Annotated in this window: 17 protein-coding genes; 10 read left to right on the top strand and 7 right to left on the bottom strand. The window is 43.7% G+C overall.

Going from position 1 to position 17,274, the window contains the following annotated elements; translation table 11 throughout:
• Positions 1-81 precede the first annotated feature (81 nt).
• The 4 genes from JMX07_RS02035 to JMX07_RS02020 all read left to right on the top strand — a co-directional run bounded on the left by JMX07_RS02035 (position 82) and on the right by JMX07_RS02020 (position 4,293).
• Positions 82-1,881, top strand: coding sequence for an AMP-binding protein (locus JMX07_RS02035; protein WP_201605927.1), 1,800 nt, complete (start codon positions 82-84; stop codon positions 1,879-1,881).
• A 181-nt stretch (positions 1,882-2,062) separates the two neighbouring features.
• A complete protein-coding gene (gene rph / locus JMX07_RS02030; RefSeq protein WP_057761673.1) occupies positions 2,063-2,779 on the top strand; it encodes a ribonuclease PH in 717 nt (238 codons plus the stop codon).
• Positions 2,780-2,897: 118 nt separating this feature from the next.
• On the top strand, positions 2,898-3,389 hold the full coding sequence (locus JMX07_RS02025; RefSeq protein WP_201605917.1) for a hypothetical protein: 492 nt from the start codon (positions 2,898-2,900) through the stop codon (positions 3,387-3,389).
• A 265-nt stretch (positions 3,390-3,654) separates the two neighbouring features.
• The gene (locus tag JMX07_RS02020; RefSeq protein ID WP_201605915.1) at positions 3,655-4,293 is read left to right on the top strand and encodes a hypothetical protein; all 639 of its coding nucleotides are present in this window, start codon (positions 3,655-3,657) and stop codon (positions 4,291-4,293) included.
• A 178-nt stretch (positions 4,294-4,471) separates the two neighbouring features.
• Here JMX07_RS02020 and hemJ read toward each other — a convergent pair whose 3' ends face one another.
• The 6 genes from hemJ to serB form a co-directional block, all read right to left on the bottom strand.
• Positions 4,472-4,906, bottom strand: coding sequence for a protoporphyrinogen oxidase HemJ (hemJ, locus tag JMX07_RS02015; protein WP_201606134.1), 435 nt, complete (start codon positions 4,904-4,906; stop codon positions 4,472-4,474).
• Positions 4,907-4,952: 46 nt separating this feature from the next.
• The gene (gene bioB, locus JMX07_RS02010) at positions 4,953-6,116 is read right to left on the bottom strand and encodes a biotin synthase BioB (RefSeq protein WP_102090479.1); all 1,164 of its coding nucleotides are present in this window, start codon (positions 6,114-6,116) and stop codon (positions 4,953-4,955) included.
• A gap of 245 nt (positions 6,117-6,361) precedes the next feature.
• Positions 6,362-6,868, bottom strand: coding sequence for an SCP2 sterol-binding domain-containing protein (locus JMX07_RS02005; RefSeq protein WP_201605913.1), 507 nt, complete (start codon positions 6,866-6,868; stop codon positions 6,362-6,364).
• Positions 6,869-7,073: 205 nt separating this feature from the next.
• Complete coding sequence (gene aciT / locus JMX07_RS02000) at positions 7,074-7,466, bottom strand: AciT family ciprofloxacin tolerance protein (RefSeq protein ID WP_227526637.1); 393 nt, start codon at positions 7,464-7,466, stop codon at positions 7,074-7,076.
• Between the two features lie 454 nt (positions 7,467-7,920).
• Positions 7,921-8,916, bottom strand: a complete 996-nt coding sequence (locus tag JMX07_RS01995) for a DUF368 domain-containing protein (protein ID WP_201605903.1) — start codon at positions 8,914-8,916, stop codon at positions 7,921-7,923.
• A gap of 300 nt (positions 8,917-9,216) precedes the next feature.
• The gene (gene serB, locus JMX07_RS01990) at positions 9,217-10,407 is read right to left on the bottom strand and encodes a phosphoserine phosphatase SerB (RefSeq protein ID WP_191114239.1); all 1,191 of its coding nucleotides are present in this window, start codon (positions 10,405-10,407) and stop codon (positions 9,217-9,219) included.
• A gap of 417 nt (positions 10,408-10,824) precedes the next feature.
• Between serB and JMX07_RS01985 the strand changes: the two genes are divergently transcribed.
• The 6 genes from JMX07_RS01985 (at position 10,825) to JMX07_RS01960 (ending at position 15,928) form a co-directional block, all read left to right on the top strand.
• Positions 10,825-12,270, top strand: coding sequence for a hypothetical protein (locus JMX07_RS01985; protein ID WP_201605901.1), 1,446 nt, complete (start codon positions 10,825-10,827; stop codon positions 12,268-12,270).
• Between the two features lie 186 nt (positions 12,271-12,456).
• On the top strand, positions 12,457-12,693 hold the full coding sequence (locus JMX07_RS01980) for a PA3496 family putative envelope integrity protein (RefSeq protein ID WP_057761656.1): 237 nt from the start codon (positions 12,457-12,459) through the stop codon (positions 12,691-12,693).
• 298 nt (positions 12,694-12,991) lie between these two features.
• A complete protein-coding gene (locus tag JMX07_RS01975; RefSeq protein ID WP_201605899.1) occupies positions 12,992-13,549 on the top strand; it encodes a UPF0149 family protein in 558 nt (185 codons plus the stop codon).
• A 108-nt stretch (positions 13,550-13,657) separates the two neighbouring features.
• Entirely contained in the window at positions 13,658-14,098 is a 441-nt protein-coding gene (locus JMX07_RS01970) for a YbjQ family protein (protein ID WP_201605897.1), read from the top strand.
• A gap of 93 nt (positions 14,099-14,191) precedes the next feature.
• Positions 14,192-14,698, top strand: coding sequence for a YbjQ family protein (locus tag JMX07_RS01965; protein ID WP_201605895.1), 507 nt, complete (start codon positions 14,192-14,194; stop codon positions 14,696-14,698).
• A gap of 306 nt (positions 14,699-15,004) precedes the next feature.
• Positions 15,005-15,928 carry a bile acid:sodium symporter family protein gene (locus tag JMX07_RS01960; protein ID WP_201605893.1) on the top strand — a complete coding sequence of 308 codons (924 nt, stop codon included), beginning with the start codon at positions 15,005-15,007 and terminating at the stop codon, positions 15,926-15,928.
• Positions 15,929-16,116: 188 nt separating this feature from the next.
• Here JMX07_RS01960 and JMX07_RS01955 read toward each other — a convergent pair whose 3' ends face one another.
• The gene (locus JMX07_RS01955; protein ID WP_201605890.1) at positions 16,117-17,211 is read right to left on the bottom strand and encodes a formate/nitrite transporter family protein; all 1,095 of its coding nucleotides are present in this window, start codon (positions 17,209-17,211) and stop codon (positions 16,117-16,119) included.
• Between the last annotated feature and the right edge of the window lie 63 nt (positions 17,212-17,274).

Here is a 17,274-nt window from a genome sequence, read left to right as displayed (position 1 = left end):
TCTGCTGTCAGCAATAATCATAAAAAATGGTGTTTCCATTAACATATTCAATGTTTTTAACAGTAACATTTAGGGAAAATTATGACGGATAATATTAATAAAAAAACGACAGATAATAGCGCTGCAACTGACGATAAAGCCAATACTACTAACGACGTTTATCAAAGCAATGCGTTTCCTACTATGCCGACCATCGACAGTGATAGTCCGTGGCTGAGCGCTTATGAGCGCTATAGCATCGATGCTACTATCGAGATGCCAGAAGACAATACCTCTCTACTTGATGTGTTCGAGCGTAATTTTAGCCGTTATGGTCAAAAACCTGCCTATATCTGCATGGGCTCATCGATTACTTTTAAGCAATTAGATCTATATAGCCGACAGATTGCTAGCTATTTGCAGTCAATAGGACTGGTCGCAGGCGATAAAGTTGGGGTAATGATGCCCAACGTCTTGCAGTATCCAGTGGTTGCTTTGGGTATCATTCGTGCAGGGATGGTGTTGGTCAATGTAAATCCTCTATACACTAGCCGTGAGCTATCACATCAGTTGCATGACAGTGGTGCGAAAGCGCTATTTATCGTTGAAAACTTTGCCAAGACGTATCAAGATGCCGAGGACAAAGGTCAGGTAGAGCATGTAGTCGTGTGTACCATTGGTGATATGCTAGGTACGATTAAAGGAGCTGTGGTTAATCTTGTGGCTCGCCATGTCAAAAAGATGATTCCTGCTTATAGCATACCGAATAGCGTGAGTTTTAAGCATGCCTTAAATGCTGAGTCAGCCAGTAAGTACCAGCGCCCTGAGTTGAACTTAAGCGATGTGGCCCTACTGCAATATACCGGTGGTACGACAGGAGTAGCGAAAGGGGCAATGCTGTCTCATGGTAATCTAGTCGCCAACATGCTACAGGTCAGTGCGCTGATGAACAGTGCATTTGATGACGATATAGATGGTAGAGATGTGATTTTGACCGCACTGCCGCTATATCACGTATTTTCATTTATGGTCTGCGGTATGTGTAGTATGTATCAAGGTTATGCCTCGCTACTCATTCCGAATCCGCGTGATCTTGATGGACTTATCAAAGAGATGGCCAAGTACAAGCCAGCGTTTATCCCTGCCGTGAATACTTTGTTTAACGGCTTAGTACACAAAGATAACTTTGCTGATTTAGACTTTTCTAACCTAAAAGCGTCTATCGGCGGCGGTATGTCAGTATTGCCTAGCGTAGCCAAAGAATGGCATAAAATCACTGGACTGCCTATCGTTGAAGGTTACGGCCTATCTGAGACCTCACCCGTCGTAGCATTTAATCCGATGACTATTGCGGAATTTACCGGAAAAATCGGTATTCCTGCGCCTAGCACCGATATCGTACTCATTGATGATGACGAAAATATAGTAGCCATGGGTGATCGTGGTGAAATCTGCGTAAAAGGCCCACAGGTCATGATTGGTTATCAGAATCGTCTGAAAGAAACTGCTGAATCCTTTACAGCTAGTGGCTACTTAAAAACTGGCGATATCGGCATCATGGACGAAAAAGGCTTTATCAAAATTGTTGATCGCAAAAAAGACATGATTTTAGTCTCTGGTTTTAACGTCTATCCAAACGAAATCGAAGAAGCGATGAGTGAGCATCCAGCAGTCGTAGAATGCGGTGCTATTGGTGTTCCAAATGATGATCGCGGCGAAGAGCCAAAGCTGTTTGTGGTCAAAAAAGGCGATGTGACTGAAAAAGAGCTACTAGAATATGGCAAAAAACAACTGACTGGCTATAAGCGCCCACGTCATATACAGTTCGTTGACGAATTACCAAAGTCGAACGTTGGCAAAATCCTACGTAAGGAATTGCGTAAGATGGAAGGGTTAGAATAGTTTATATCTGACATTCTGTTGATAACGCTGGCGTAATGGCAGGTGCGAATCTTGCTATTGCGCCGTTGTCACGTTAGGATATCTTAAGATTTTAGTCGACTACATATCTATCAATGTGTTTACTAACGACTGATAGGTATTTTTATGACACTGCTTTTATAACATTGTACTAGGAATTTTTATGCGTATTGACAATCGTGAGCTTGACCAACTTCGCTCGATCAGCTTTGAGCGCCATTATACGAAGCATGCTGAAGGGTCAGTACTGGTAAGTTTTGGCGATACCAAGGTATTATGTACTGCCAGTGTAGAATCTGGTGTGCCGCGCTGGCTCAAAGGTAAAGGCAAAGGTTGGATCACAGCTGAGTATGGTATGTTGCCACGTGCGACCAACACGCGCAATCAGCGTGAAGCGGCTCGCGGTAAGCAGTCAGGTCGTACGCAAGAGATTCAACGTTTGATTGGTCGTAGCTTACGTGCCATGATTGATCTGAGTAAACTTGGTGAAAACACCATCTATCTTGATTGCGATGTGTTGCAAGCGGATGGTGGTACTCGTACGGCTAGTATCACTGGTGCTGCGATTGCGCTTATCGATGCGCTAGAGAGTATCCAAAAGGCCAAAAAACTCAAAGCAGATCCGCTAATCGGACTGGTTGCTGCGGTTTCTGTTGGTATGAAAGATGGCGAAGCGTATCTTGATCTGAACTACGAAGAAGACTCTAGCTGTGATACCGACTTGAACGTCGTGATGACCCAAAAAGGCGAGTACATTGAGCTGCAAGGTACTGCTGAAGAAAAGCCGTTCACTCGTGCTCAAGCAGATGCTATGCTGTCATTAGCTGAAAAAGGCATTGCCGAATTGATTAAAATGCAACAGACGGCACTTGGTTGGTAGACTAACGCTTAGATATAACACACTGTCTTTATTTTTAGTGTCAATAACTGCCTGTTAGCTGCTAATAGGCAGTTTTTTAATAGAAAATATTCGTACATTACGTAATAGGTAACAACACATGCTAAAGCTAACTGATGATGGCGCCAAAATCACCTTACAAGGGCAATCAAATGCTGCTGATAATGGCATGTTTTGGTTTGGTTCTGCCTTATTGGTAGGGGCCGTCGCAGTCGCCATGGCGATGAGCTTATTGCCTGAGCGTCTAGCCATCGGTGCACTTGCCCTGCTTATCATTGGTAGCTTTATTTTCAATAAAAAGCGTCAACAGCATAAGAAAGCCATGAGCGGTATGATTAGTAACGGCATATTGTGGGTAAGGGCTGGCGAGTTGGTCCATGACAATCTAGGTAAGCGTGAGCATATTCATTTAACGGATGGCGATAAGATAACGCTGATTGGCGAGCAATTGCAGATTGTCGATAGCAGTGACGTCCGCAAATATCATATTACCGGTTTTGAGAGTGCTCAAGAAGCAAAAGCTGCGAAAGCTATCTTAGAAGGGCAAGCGCTAACGAAACGCCATGTAAATATTAAAATGAAGAGTAATTAGTATCTTTTCTCCATTTGTTACTTTACCAAAGCATAGCTATTGTCTTCGTATTATCTAAACTTCAAACTCAAATATCACTTTAAATTTCACTCGACGCGCGTTTTCCCAGTATCGTCATCCATCAGTATATTTATACCGTCTATCACCTATCGCAGGCGAATAGTGCTTGCAGATTTGTGCGCAAATGGTTTATAAGTAGGATTATAAAATTTATCCTTCTTATTATTGATACTGTCATTGAGATTTAGTTGACAAGGAGTTAGTCATGTCGCGTTTGTCTATACCGTCAGTCGCCGCGTCGTGCGGTTTTTTACTATTTACCTGCGGCATGGTAGGGCAAGTCCATGCAGATAGTATGAGCATGCTTATCGCCCAAAAATCTATTCAACCAACGACGAATACGTCCTATCGTTATCCTGAGGTACAGCGTTCAGCACCTACGGTTTTACCGGCGTTTTTGTCAGGCAACTATGACAATGTCGATAGCGAGTATCTACCGCTATTAAGCAATGCCGAGACGCAGAGTAGTATGGCAGCACGTGAGGTGGTCAGTACCGCACGCAAAATGGCACTTAACGAGCGCACGATTATTCAAGGTGGCTGCTGGGATTATTTAAATGCTGTATTTAATCGGGCAGGGGTATCGCGTAATACCATACACAAAGGCACTTATGCGCAAGGGCCCTATGCTAGTAGCAGCGAGATTGAAGCAGGCGACTGGCTCTATTATATCAATCATGGTTACAATGGCGTTGAGCATAGTGGACTGTTTGTCGGTTGGGTCGATGAGCGTGCCAAGCAGGCTTTGATACTGAGCTATGCTGGTGAAAATCGCCGTGAGCCAGCTCGTTATCGCGTTTATGACTTAAGCAATGTTTATCAAATTATGCGCCCTAGCGTCTGATACTCAGTGTGCAGGATTTAAGATTTAGCAGCAGTTACAATTGAATAGCACGTTCAAAATATACAGCTAACGGTATTAATTCTATCTAATCTACAAGCTATATTAAATTCAAAAAAAAGCGTCCGTCACTGGTTAAAGTGACGGACGTTTTTTTGCAGGTTAGATGATTTTTCTGAACCTAAAACGGTTTTACCACGACTAGAATCACGATAAATATCAATGCAAACACTGGTATTTCATTAAACCAGCGCCAGAATTTATGCGTTTTATAATGTGGATTATCGATCAGCTTTTTACGATAAAAGCCGCAAGCACCATGATAGCCTGACAGTAGCACTACTAATAGTAATTTGACGTGGAGCCAGCCTTGGGTTTTATAGACATCCCAGCCCAGTCCTAACATCCATAGACCAAAGATCCATGTCGCTATCATCGATGGGGTCATGATACCGCGATACAGCTTGCGCTCCATAATGGCAAAGCGCTCATGACTGATGCTATCGTCGCTCATCGCATGATAGACAAACAAGCGCGGCAAATAAAATATCGCCGCAAACCAGCAGACCATCGAGATAATGTGTGCCGCTTTAATCCAGTTAAAATAATCTGCCATCATAGTTTCTCTTGCTTAGCTTGTATTTTTTAGCGAGGGCTTTAACTTAATCTGCCAATACTACTTGTGTTTGATGACCATTCATCGCATCCATTACAGGCAGTACTTTAGGCGCTCTTGGTGCGGCAAACTGTTTGGTGAGGCCAAGCTCACGCATGAGTCTATCATCGCCTGATTGGCTCGCGTTACCAGTGGTAAGAAGCTTGTCACCATAAAAGAATGAGTTAGCCCCTGCCATAAAGGCTAATGCCTGCTCAGAGTCTGACAGACTTTCGCGGCCAGCAGATAGACGCACGTAGCTAGTCGGGCAGCAAATACGGGCGACCGCAATAGTACGAATCCATTCAAGTACAGACAGCTGTCCTTCGGCCAATACTTTATCACCAATCGGTGTACCTGCAATAGGCACCAGTAAGTTGACTGGAATTGACTCAGGCGCTTTTGGCATTTTTAGCAGCTCGAGTACCCAATCGATGCGGTCATCACGGCTCTCACCCATACCAACGATATTACCACTACAGACGTTGATGCCAGAGTTACGCACGTTTTCTATCGTATCTAAACGCTCATCATAGCTGCGCGTGCTGACGACTTGTTCATAGTAGCTGCGCGAAGTATCTAGGTTATGGTTATAATAATCCAATCCTGCATCGGCCAACTGTGTTGCCTGATTGGTATCGAGCATACCCAGCGTCATGCAAGTTTCAAGTCCCAGTGCTTTTACTTCTTTGATTAGCTCAACCACATAAGGCATGTCTTTGGCACTTGGATGTTTCCACGCGGCACCCATGCAGAAGCGCGATGAGCCACTGTTTTTGGCACGCTTGGCCGCTGCGATGACTTTGTCAACTTCTATGCGTTTTTCTGCTTGTAGTTTGGTGGTGTCGCGATGATGGCCTGACTGTGAGCAGTAGCCGCAATCTTCAGGGCAGTTGCCCGTTTTGATAGAGAGTAGCGTGCTGATCTGTACTTCATTAGCAGTAAAATGCTTTCTATGGATGGTTTGTGCTTGTAACAGCAAGTCCATTAGAGGTAAATCAAACAGTTGCGCGATTTCTTCACGGCTATACGTCGTAGCTACTTTACTATCAGTTTGAGTCGCGTCTGTGGCTAGATTAGCCAAAAAATCACTATTGGTCGTATCTGGCTGAGTGGCTACATCAGTTGGCTGGGTGGCGTCAGGTTCGGAGATGCTAAGCAATCCTGCCATAAGGTAAGTCCTTTTATAAGAATTAGAGGGTATTAAATAAAACCAATGTTTTTATCTATTGTCATTTATAAGGTAACAAAAAAGGTTGCCGTATATTATACCGCAACCTTTTTAGAAAATCAGAACACTGCTAGACAGTATGTATAATTGTCACAGTAGCGCACATAAATAGTAACTATACGTTTGGCTATCTAGTTCTATATCATCCATTCTACCAATGACTACCGCTCAGTGCACCATTCTTTTTATTTACCAAGTTTGTGCTTGGCGATACCAACCCAATGCTCAGCAAGTTTCTGTGCTTTATAAGCGTAAGGTTTGGCTTTTTGGATATATGGTTTGCACTCTTCTGGGATAGCTGGAACGATATACTTAGCAAGTTTATTGAACCACATCATTAGGCTATAGTCGCCTTCGATGCTCAAGTTACCTTCTTGTACAGCAGTCATAAAGGCAGGCAAGCTACCTTTGGTTAGCAGTCTAACGCCAGTCATAGAGTCTTTAAAAGTGATGGTCAAATCGGCTTCTTTTGCATGACCGCTTTGTTGACTAAACTGTCCATTGTCAAAGCTAAAAGAACGGGCGATATCAGACTCAGTACTAGCAAACTCAATCGTAACTTGACGATCAGCGAATAACGCTTTGACATCTTCGTTATCGCTATCAGCTAACATAGACAAACGATAGCCAACGACAGCCAATAAAGCATCTAATGGATCAGATTTGATATCTAATACAGGAACAGTAAACATAGCAGAACTCCTAAAGAAATGAGGCATAAAAATAAAGCGTACTTTATACCAGTTTTTATGACAAATATATAACTGGATTATAAACTATCACAGGGCGTCAACTCTTTAGGAGTTAAGTAGAGAGCGTTAAGTATCTTGTAACATTCGATGTCACTGACGTAAGTAAGGTGTTGATATAAAAAACAGAGGTATAAATAGGACGGTTTTAACGGAAACGTGGCTGATAGTTATCATCATAGACGGGAGTGTGTTCGATATAGCGTGCGGCTTCTAGCTCACGTTGCTGGCTAACTGACTGACTTACGTCATCATAGCGCAATGCCCGATACAGTACCCAAGCTGCCAACGGTAACCAACTGATGCTCATAGCGATGATATAGCGATGCCATGATGATAGCTCCATCAACATAGGACGACCGGCTAATATATTTTGAATCAACTCAACGGTGAACCAATAGGCCATCCCGCCAAACAGATAGAGCAGTAGCCAACGATATGACGACAAGGCGAGCACCACTACTAAACTGGCTAGCAGTCCATAACCAAGCCATACCGCGCCGCTCCATGCCTCTACACCGATAAAAGAAAATATAGTCATTAACATCATTCATCTCGCTATTCATAAGGTGAATTCCAATAAGACTATTATGAGAGGTTATTGAGTAAAGCTGAAGAGGGTACAGGCGACTTTGCGACAACCGTTGACGTTTGGTTTTTTGGCTTGTTTTTTGATATTTGATGGCTAGATGTTAGGCTAAGCGCCGTGATGAGTGGCGCTTATTTTGAGGAGTACGTAAATGGTTTTGCTAGGGCGTGTCTTCAATTCACTCGATAGTCATCTAAATGGGCTAAAAATGGCTAAATCTTGCCAAACATCGTCAAATAGCTGGCTAATATCCCGATATTATCTGCGCTATTTTTCTTGTTTGACGGCAATTTATCTCATTTTTATCGCCATTTTTGAAATGAAGACACGCCCTAGTCTAGGAAGGCGTTTGTTAGCTAGCAGACCAAGCCAAACTAGCAAGCAGGACTGATAGTTTGCTAAATATTTAGCCTCGATTGGTACGGTTACCCCACCAAGATAATAGCGAAACTAGAATAGCACCGAGTAGCATAAGTCCTACTGTCGTTGACCACTGTGCGCCAGTAGGGTATTGCCACGGCATTACGTTATGGACAGCTTCAGTGTTGAGCGAGCCTAGCGCATCTACTTTCCATGGCCAGACTTTTATTAGAGAGCCTGCGATAAAGCCTGTCAGCAATGCCAAGGTAGCCTGATAATAATGTGAGAGTAGCCACTTAAGTGCGCGCGTGAATAGCAGTAGCCCAGTCGCCATGCCCGCAATGACTGTGAAAATAGCACTTAGATTCATCGTATCGACTGCTTCTAATACCGCATCGTAAGCGCCTAGCAATAGTAAAATAAAAGACCCTGATATCCCTGGTAGGATCATGGCACAAATAGCAATTGCCCCTGCAAAAAATAGATACGGTAAGCTAGGCGTGGTCGTGAGTAACGGCATACTACTGATAACTACGGCGGCAATAAGCCCAGTCGCAAACAGTGCGACACGTCCTATATTCCAGCGCTTAATTTCACTAAGTAAGATAAACACCGTTGCAATGACCAGTCCAAAAAAGAATGACCAAATAAGCAATGGTTGGTTGTCCAATAAATGCTTAATGATACCGGCCAACGTCGCAAAGCTAGTGGCAATACCCAGTAGCAAACACAATAGGAATGTCGCGTCTACTTGTCGCCAAATTGCCGCGAATCCTTTGACGCCACCTTCCTGACGGAATATCGTCCAAAGATTGGGGCCGATACTACCAAGTGCGTTAATCAAGCGCTCGTAAATCCCTGCAATCAGCGCAATGGTGCCGCCAGAGACACCAGGTACGATATCAGCTGCTCCCATGGCCATACCTCTGACATAGATACCTACCAGCTGCTTAGGGCTATCGGTACGTACAGGTGCCGTATCTTGTTCTAGTGGCGTTGGCGCTGACGGCTGAGTTGGCCGTGGAGATTGTGGTGCCGTCATGGGCATTCCTTTATCATTTAAAAATAAGTGTCATCTGAAAGTAAGCATTAGCTAAACATCAGTGTGCATAGCAGATTGTATTAATTATCATCATGTACTAAGGCATGTCTTTAATGCATTTGATAGTCATTTAACTGGACTAAAAATGGATAAATCTTGTCAGACATCATCAGATAGTTAGTTAATATACCGGTATTATCTGCGCTACTTTTCTTGTTTAAGCCACGCTCTAAAGCATAAAAGCCAGATTAATGACAAAACATTAACCTAGCTTATGAAATGGCATAAAGCGTTCTGCAATTACTCAGTAGGCGCCAGTGCAGGATAGCCAAGAGCGTACAGAGTACCTTCAAGCCCTGTCACGTTGATAGCGGCATCAGCACGTGCTTGAACGATTGGTTTGGCATGATAGGCCACACCCAGATCGGCCAGCGCCATCATTGGTAAGTCATTAGCACCGTCACCGACACAGACCACTTGTGACATCTCAATGCCTAAGCGCTCGGCAGTATGCTCAACGATAGCGGCTTTTTTGGCACCATTGACAATAGGCCACTGTACATGACCAGTGACTTCACCTTCCTCGATATCTAGAGCATTGGCATGTACTTCATCGATACCTAGCTGCTCAGCGATATAACGGGCAAAATAAGTAAAGCCGCCCGAGACCAGCACCGTATGATAACCCAATGCTTTCAACGCGCTGATCGTCGTGCGCGCACCAGTCGATAACGTTAAGCGACTACAGATATCATCCAGCACATCAGTAGAAGTGCCTTTTAGCAAGGCCACACGCTGAGCAAATGATTCATCAAAATCAATTTCACCGCGCATTGCGGCTTCAGTGATGGCTTCGACTTCTTCGCCAATCCCAGCAGTTTTCGCCAGCTCTACGATGACTTCTTGCTCGATCAAGGTTGAATCCATGTCAAAGCAGGCAAGTTTGTGCGTCCGTAGCATATGACCGACAGACAAGATATGACAGTCTACGACGTTTATGTTGCCTGTGCTATCTGCACTGCGTGTATTGTTATATTCTTCAGTTAGGTCACGACGCAGGCGAGCGGTCAGCTGATCATCAATAATGTGAGCGGCTGCGGTTTTTTTGCCAGGGTGCATCAGCGTGTCAGTGACTGGTACTAGTAGATAACGGTAGACCTGAGTATGGGTAAAGGGTAGGCGCTGTGCGTCTGCCGCTGTAGGTTCTGTATCAGATACCGTGATATTGACGAAGCTAGCGTCAGTATCTTCGGCAACCGTTACTAGATGCCAGCTTGGCTGTTCATCGACCCACGACTGAACGTACTGATGAATATCTAACGCAGATACCTGAGTCGGCAGTACTACGATGAGCGCAAAAACAGGTAGCGACTGTAGCGCATCAAAGTCTTGCAAATTGGTATCTTCGGGTAATAATGCCGCAATAGAATCAACGGCTTGTTGCCATGCTTTGCTGTCTTTTGGTAACGAATAAGATGTATTTTTTGGCATGGCTCAATTGTCCCTTGTATGCTCATATAAGATTAGGAATAATAACAGTTTTACTGGGCAGCGCCTATAGATGACGCGCAAAGTAACAATGATGCTAAAAAACAGATTTTATGGCGTAAGAAGCCATAGAAAATGCAATAAAATTATTATGATAAATTTATAAAGCGCTCACGCTATAAGGCTTATTATGGTGATATAGTAGATGAGATAAGCTGGCTGTTTACCGACAGTGCATTCGCAAAAGGTTGCGAAGCTAGCAACAATATTGATGGTGTTGATAGTCGTTAATAATCAGTACCGCTTTATTACTACGTGCGCATCATAGTTGGCACATATTACAATTGTTTAAAAATTAGCCAAAAAATGAGCAGTAGCCTCGTTTTTTAATTTCTTCTCTCCAAAAAAGTTTAACATATCATGACGTATTTAGCGCCGCGGCAAGGGTTGTTTGCCATTATTCTTCTGGTTAGTTTTTGTTTGCAGACGCTGTTATTGGTCATTAGTACTGACCAACAGCTCAGCAATAGTCGTGCGTTAAAAGGCGAGCAGATGGTCGCCCAGCTGATTGATGAAGCAAGGTTGTCTTTAGAAAATAAAGACCGTGTGAGTTTAAGCGTTATTGCCAATCGCTATACCAGCGAGCAAGACGTCACACGGATACTGATTAAGGACAACAACGATGATATCTTGGTGCCAGTAGGCAATGCGCCGATGCAACAAGGTGACACCATTCGTCAAATCGCCACCAATGGCGATGCGGTGATTGGTAGCGTTGCCCTGACGTTGAAAGACGTTAGTAAAGGTGAAATCATCGCGATGCAGTGGCCGTTTGTGATTGGCACTATGTTGCTGCATTTGTTGCTTTGGCTAATCTACGGTTATCTTGCTCGTCCGACCAAAGAGCAAATCAGTGCACTGAGCCGTAATATTCAGGATTTGTATCGTGAGCAATACAATCAAGGCGATCAGCGCGGCTACAGCCGTGACCTTGAGCGCGGCACAGTTGGTAATCCAGCTGATGGCCAACTATCTGGTGGTGCTTCTGAAAGCGTTACAGAGAATAAAGTAACGAACGCGCGCACATTCAATGTACACAACGAAGTCAACGAATATCTTAGAAATCAGCAAAACCAAGAGACAGGTAGCGATACTGACAATCTAGCGAGTGCGAGTGAAGGTAGCGAAAGCGAGATAGCGGATACAGATAGTGTTGCTTCTCAAGTTACCAGTCATACGTCTAAACTGTCTGCCACACGGTCTGTTGATAGCGTCAAAGTCCAAGTCGTATTCCATGATGAGTTCAATATGCTTGAACGCCTTGCACCTGCGCAGCGTCTTCCGTATTTAGCACTCTGCACTCAGCTGCTTAATCAAGCCGTGACTGAGCTACTAAGACAGCCATTGCTGTTGGGTGTGAGTGCGATGAATGAAGCGCACTTCGAAGATAATGGCGCAAGTGTGGTACTAAAGGCTGATAATAGCCATGCAAAAGTGGCACTCGCAGGCGTAATGCTTGCCAAGCTATATTTAATGCTCAACAAAATTATCCATGATAAGCATATTGAGCTGTCGCGTTTTGCTTTGCCAGCGAAAGCAGGCGTGAGTGATGACGTGCAGTCAGAGCCAATGACTCACCTGCTCCAGAGTATCGGCAAAAAAGAGCAGCTATTAATACTATTGCCAAATGCCGGCCTCAAGCAAATCAGCAATCATGTACAAGTACATAACATCATGCGTCCAACCACTGTCTATGAGCGCGAGTGTGCGATATTTGATGGGGCTAACGACTCATTGATTCAGCGTTTGGCCGATGTGCGCAACGCAGTTCTTATGATTGAAGATGAGGATGAGCTACACATTTAATGCCGACTGTATTTGGTCATTTATATTACAATTGTCTGTTATATAGCCTACTGGACTATCTTAATCGTAGAGTTGAAATGTACCATATTGCGAAAAAGGATTGACAACATTCAATAGAGACTTTATAAGGCATATATATATTGATGTATTCTTAATACCCTTGCCTAAAAATGATAGGAGTTTGTCATGAGTGACGCTGATATTGACGACGATTTTGATGATGATTTTGTCGACGATGATGATGCAAAGATGGTTGAAGAAGCTGAGACGAGCGTACGCACACGTTTAAGTAGTCTTGAAAAACGTCGGCTAATCGATAATTTGCTAGAAGAAAAGCGTTTGGCTAAAGAGTTAAAAGACGATCTAGACGACATAGACAACTTCGATGAAGACGGTGACGATTGGGATGATGACGATTTTTAATTTGTCAGCATCAGTCGTTTCAGTGGACTAAAGTGCTTTAGTGGCTACTTTGACAGCAGTGGCTATTTTAATGACTAAAATTATTTAGCCAGTCGAATTGGTTGCCTGCTATTTGTTACTTTTCTAATTTTCTAGGGTTGCTCGTAACCAGTTCATCTCGATAATACCTACCTGATGGAGGTTGCTTGAGTTTGATTAACTAAGCAGCCTTTAGTCTTAAAATAAGTACTCGTCCTCTTTTATTTAACCGATCGCCCACTGCGATTGATGACATCTATCTGATAAGGAAAACCAAATTATGAGTAACCAACTAAGTTTTGATGAATTACTAGACTATTTGGACAATCAAGAAAGCCAGTTCGTGCTAGATAGTGTCGCAGCGCATGGTTTTTTGACAGCGACGGTTATCGGTCGTCCATTGCCTAACTGGATGGATGCCCTGTTCGAAGGTCACGTAAGTGAGATTCCAGCCAACGTCATCGACGGTATCAAACGCTGGCGCGATTCGATCATGGCTGAGTTAAAAAACGAGACGCCGATCGAATTACCGTTTGGTGAAGATGCTGGTAACGAAGAAGTGGCGGTTGATTTTTCTGACGAGTCAGACATCGTTGCTTGGTCAATTGGTTTCGTTGATGCCATGTATGGTGATGAAGCAAGCGATTGGTTTGAAGATCAAGAAACGGCAGAAGACGTAGCAGTATTGACCTTGCCAATGATCGTACTTAGCGGTATTGATGATGAAGATCCAGAGCTGTCTGAGATGCGTAAAGACGAAGACAAAATGGTACAGATGGCCAATAGCATCGAAGGCAATTTGACTGAATTGTTTTTGTTGTTTCATACCAACGATTAATGATGCTAAGAAACAGCGCTATTAGCAGTGCTGTTTCTATTTTGCCTATGCTGTATTACAGTGCTTTGGTTTACCACGTATTTTATAAGTCACCGATAAGGTCATCCTATGACTGTGCAACTCTCTAACCTTGAACACTTACCTAACTATCAAATTACCGAACGCCTAGACGTGGTGTACGGTAGTACCGTGCGTTCAAAGCACGTCGGTAAGGATCTGTTCGCTGGGTTAAAAAACATCGTTGGCGGCGAGCTGACGGCTTATACCGAGCTATTAGAAGAGTCACGCCAAGAAGCAATCGATCGCATGATTGTCAAAGCAGAGGCATTAGGTGCTGATGCGGTGGTCGGTCTGCGTTTTTCAACTTCTAGCATCGCCCAAGGTGCGTCAGAGCTGTTTGTCTATGGTACAGCGGTCAAGATTGCGCCGATATCACAGCAGCAGTATCAAACCCCACCAAGTGATGGACACAACCATTCTAGTCAAAATGTGAGTACTCAGACCCAAGTCGCACCCGATGATTTACCGCGCTTCAACCCTTTTGGTTGATTCTATAATACTAAAAGCTAAAATACTAAAAACTACAATACCAAATCCTATAATGCTAAAAGCACCGATGCTTTTTATGATGAGAAACGTGCTATGAATGATTCACTCACGCAAGTGCTCATCAACTATGGGCCGTTTGTCTTCTTATTCGCGGCTGGCTGGTTCTTTGGATCGCGCCATGAGCGTCAGCATTTGGCACAGCTAAGCGTAGCAGAGCAAGCATTGGGCGATATCACTGTCTCAAGCGAACGCTTATACCGTCCCAAGTTAGCAGCGGGTAGTGAAGGCGAGCTTGTGCTTGGTAGTGTCGTCATCGCTCAAGATTACTTCAAAATGATCATCGCTCGCGTATTAAGTGTCTTCGGCAAAAACTTAACCACCTATGAGACTTTGTTAGATCGTGCACGCCGCGAAGCCATCGTTCGTATGCGGACTGAGGCAAAAGCCAAAGGCTACACGCATATCTACGGATTACGTCTTGAGGTAACCAATGTCAACCAATTAGGCAGTATGGTCGAAGCCATTGCCTACGGTACAGCTGTTATCAGTATCGACCATATTCACTCTACATCTGCTATAAATCACAAAACCTCCGCTTAAATCATTTCTAGTTTATTTTCAAGTGTAAAAACCTATAATTGACTGACGAGTAGTCAGAAAAATCAAAACCATACACTTTTACAACGATATACTGAATTTTGTCGTTCCGTTATTATTTCGGTTCGTAGTAACCAGTTTTATCAAAAATTGTCGGTTTAAAGAACACGACTGTATGGAAAAGTGTCATATAAAGAGCTGACAACGTCGGTGGCTTTTACCCAAGATATCAGCAGGATTGGCTGATTGAGCATGACGAGGTTGTCATAAACCTGCCCGTGTAAGGGCTCTATCTACAAGGATGTAGTTATGGAAGGTGTTGAGTTAGTCACGTTTATAAATGCAAAAGTCATTCCCATTAGTATCTTTTTGATTATGATGGGGATGGGATTGTCCTTAGTTACCAATGATTTTAAGAGAGTCGTCAAATACCCTAAAGCAGTCGCCATAGGCTTGACCAATCAGCTAATATTTTTACCGCTCGTAGGTTTTGCTTTGGCAACCACCATGTCTCTCGAGCCAGAGTATGCCGTTGGGGTTATGTTGCTAGTACTGTGTCCTGGTGGCACGACATCGAATCTATTTACCTATTTAGCCAAAGGTGACGTCGCACTTTCGGTCACCATGACCGCTATTGCCAGTGTCATTACCGTATTTACCATTCCTATCGTCCTTAGTTTTTCGCTCGTATATTTCATGGGTGCGGGTAGTGAGTTTCAGTTACCAGTGGTCAAGACCATGATCAGCCTAATTGCTCTGACTATCTTACCCGTCAGTATTGGTATGTTGATCAAACGCTACGCCCCTAATGCTGCAGATAAGGGACAGGTGATGGTGTCTCGTTTTGGCGTGATATTTTTGAGCTTCTTGGTACTTTTCTTAAGTTATGTGCAACGAGACATTATCGTTGAAGCGTTAATCGCTACTGGCCCTGTGGCATTGATATTGAACGTATCGACGATGGCGCTTGGTTATTACACCAGTAAATGGTTCGGTCTAAATCCTGCACAAAGACGCTCGATTACTATGGAAGTCGGCCTACAAAACAGTACGCTTTCAATGTTTATGGCACTGACGCTATTGGCTAACTATAAGATGTCGATGACGCCAGCCATTTATACGCTAATCATGTTCTTGACCGCTGGTATCATGGTCAGAGTATTTACTACTCAGCATAATAAAGCCAAAAGAACCGAGATAGAAAACAGTGTATTGGCAGCACGTAGAATGTAAGAGGTTTAAAATAACCGTAGTAACGCACTGTTGCGCCAGTTGAGACAATACTTGGCAAAAATCAACAATGTATGGTGCAATAAATTAAGCCCATAATCCGCTTTGTATAATGAAGCAGGTTATGGGCTTTTGCGTTTAATGCTCGTTTTAACTCAAATCAGTTTAACTCAAACCAGTTTAGCTCAAGTCTAGAATCTTCGTCTGTCCATTTTCGCTCTTGCCTCGGCAGCTTGCTCTTTGACTTTTTCAATTTCAAACAAGAATGTACGGTTTTTGAGTACCGCGACGAATACCACACCGCCCACCGTATTACCCACCAGTACCACGACTAAAAATACCAAGTAGCGCCAGAGACTGACGGTATTGCCATATAGTAATGCTGAAAATACCTCAATATTACCCACAATACTATGATGCAAACCTAAAAACCCAATACTACCAGTGATAATCGTCACCAGTACGATACGGCTAAGCGTATCTCGTGCAGAGGTTACTAGCCATGCAGCCACGCCCATCATCCAGCCTGCCAACACTGCGCTGCCAAAGATGACCCACCATTCAAAACCTAAGATATGCTCGGCATAAACATCGATGGCATGGTCTGTAAACAGATGCATATGTAGCCCCAGACCAATCATTAATGCTGCAAAGATACAGCCGCCAACGATATTACCAGCGATGACGATACCCCATAGCCGCAGGAGTTTATGTAGCGGTTCAATTTTATTTAAGACAGGTAAGCTCAAGAGAGACGTCTGCTCAGTAAATAATAACGACTGACCAATCACCACGATAATAAAGCCGATTGGATACAGCAGTGACGACAGCACCATGGCATAGCGACTTGGTATCACATCATTAAGTAGGGCAAACGCTGATAGAATCATAAAAAAGCTGATGCCAATCTCTAGCCCAGCCGTAAAGGCACTGGTAAATAGCGAGCCAAGTGAACGCTCAAAGGTTTCTTTTGCGTGGATAACTTGCTCGACTAAGATGCTGGCGTAGCTTTTCGCTTGGCTTAGATTGTCGTCACTAGCGACCTTTTTAATGGTCTCTTTGTCTTCGTCGCTGATTTCTTCTGGCAGGTCATCGTTTTCTAAGTCTTCAGTGGCTTTAATAGGTTCGTCTGCTTCCTTGTCTACCTCAATGTCTTTAGAAGAATCACTGTTTTCTTCTAGCGTATCGTCACCTTCAGGCACAGGAGTAGTGGTACTCGCATTTGTACGCTCATCGTTTGGTCGATTAGCCTGAGAATCATGGTCATGCTCGGTATCTTGGGACACGGTCGGCTCGCTGGTTATAGGCTAATGATTTTGCTGCATAAGTAATCTCTATTATATTTCCCA

The sequence above is a fragment of the Psychrobacter immobilis genome (assembly GCF_904846235.1).
Classification (GTDB): Bacteria; Pseudomonadota; Gammaproteobacteria; order Pseudomonadales; family Moraxellaceae; genus Psychrobacter; species Psychrobacter immobilis_C.
This window is presented reverse-complemented; position numbering and strand designations above follow the sequence as displayed.

Excerpts from the sequence above, each read along its gene's own strand:
- JMX07_RS02035 (WP_201605927.1), top strand. The coding sequence starts at position 82 with ATGACGGATAATATTAATAAAAAAACGACAGATAATAGCGCTGCAACT.
- rph (WP_057761673.1), top strand. The coding sequence starts at position 2,063 with ATGCGTATTGACAATCGTGAGCTTGACCAACTTCGCTCGATCAGCTTT.
- JMX07_RS02025 (WP_201605917.1), top strand. The coding sequence starts at position 2,898 with ATGCTAAAGCTAACTGATGATGGCGCCAAAATCACCTTACAAGGGCAA.
- JMX07_RS02020 (WP_201605915.1), top strand. The coding sequence starts at position 3,655 with ATGTCGCGTTTGTCTATACCGTCAGTCGCCGCGTCGTGCGGTTTTTTA.
- hemJ (WP_201606134.1), bottom strand. The coding sequence starts at position 4,906 with ATGGCAGATTATTTTAACTGGATTAAAGCGGCACACATTATCTCGATG.
- bioB (WP_102090479.1), bottom strand. The coding sequence starts at position 6,116 with ATGGCAGGATTGCTTAGCATCTCCGAACCTGACGCCACCCAGCCAACT.
- JMX07_RS02005 (WP_201605913.1), bottom strand. The coding sequence starts at position 6,868 with ATGTTTACTGTTCCTGTATTAGATATCAAATCTGATCCATTAGATGCT.
- aciT (WP_227526637.1), bottom strand. The coding sequence starts at position 7,466 with ATGACTATATTTTCTTTTATCGGTGTAGAGGCATGGAGCGGCGCGGTA.
- JMX07_RS01995 (WP_201605903.1), bottom strand. The coding sequence starts at position 8,916 with ATGACGGCACCACAATCTCCACGGCCAACTCAGCCGTCAGCGCCAACG.
- serB (WP_191114239.1), bottom strand. The coding sequence starts at position 10,407 with ATGCCAAAAAATACATCTTATTCGTTACCAAAAGACAGCAAAGCATGG.
- JMX07_RS01985 (WP_201605901.1), top strand. The coding sequence starts at position 10,825 with ATGACGTATTTAGCGCCGCGGCAAGGGTTGTTTGCCATTATTCTTCTG.
- JMX07_RS01980 (WP_057761656.1), top strand. The coding sequence starts at position 12,457 with ATGAGTGACGCTGATATTGACGACGATTTTGATGATGATTTTGTCGAC.
- JMX07_RS01975 (WP_201605899.1), top strand. The coding sequence starts at position 12,992 with ATGAGTAACCAACTAAGTTTTGATGAATTACTAGACTATTTGGACAAT.
- JMX07_RS01970 (WP_201605897.1), top strand. The coding sequence starts at position 13,658 with ATGACTGTGCAACTCTCTAACCTTGAACACTTACCTAACTATCAAATT.
- JMX07_RS01965 (WP_201605895.1), top strand. The coding sequence starts at position 14,192 with ATGAATGATTCACTCACGCAAGTGCTCATCAACTATGGGCCGTTTGTC.
- JMX07_RS01960 (WP_201605893.1), top strand. The coding sequence starts at position 15,005 with ATGGAAGGTGTTGAGTTAGTCACGTTTATAAATGCAAAAGTCATTCCC.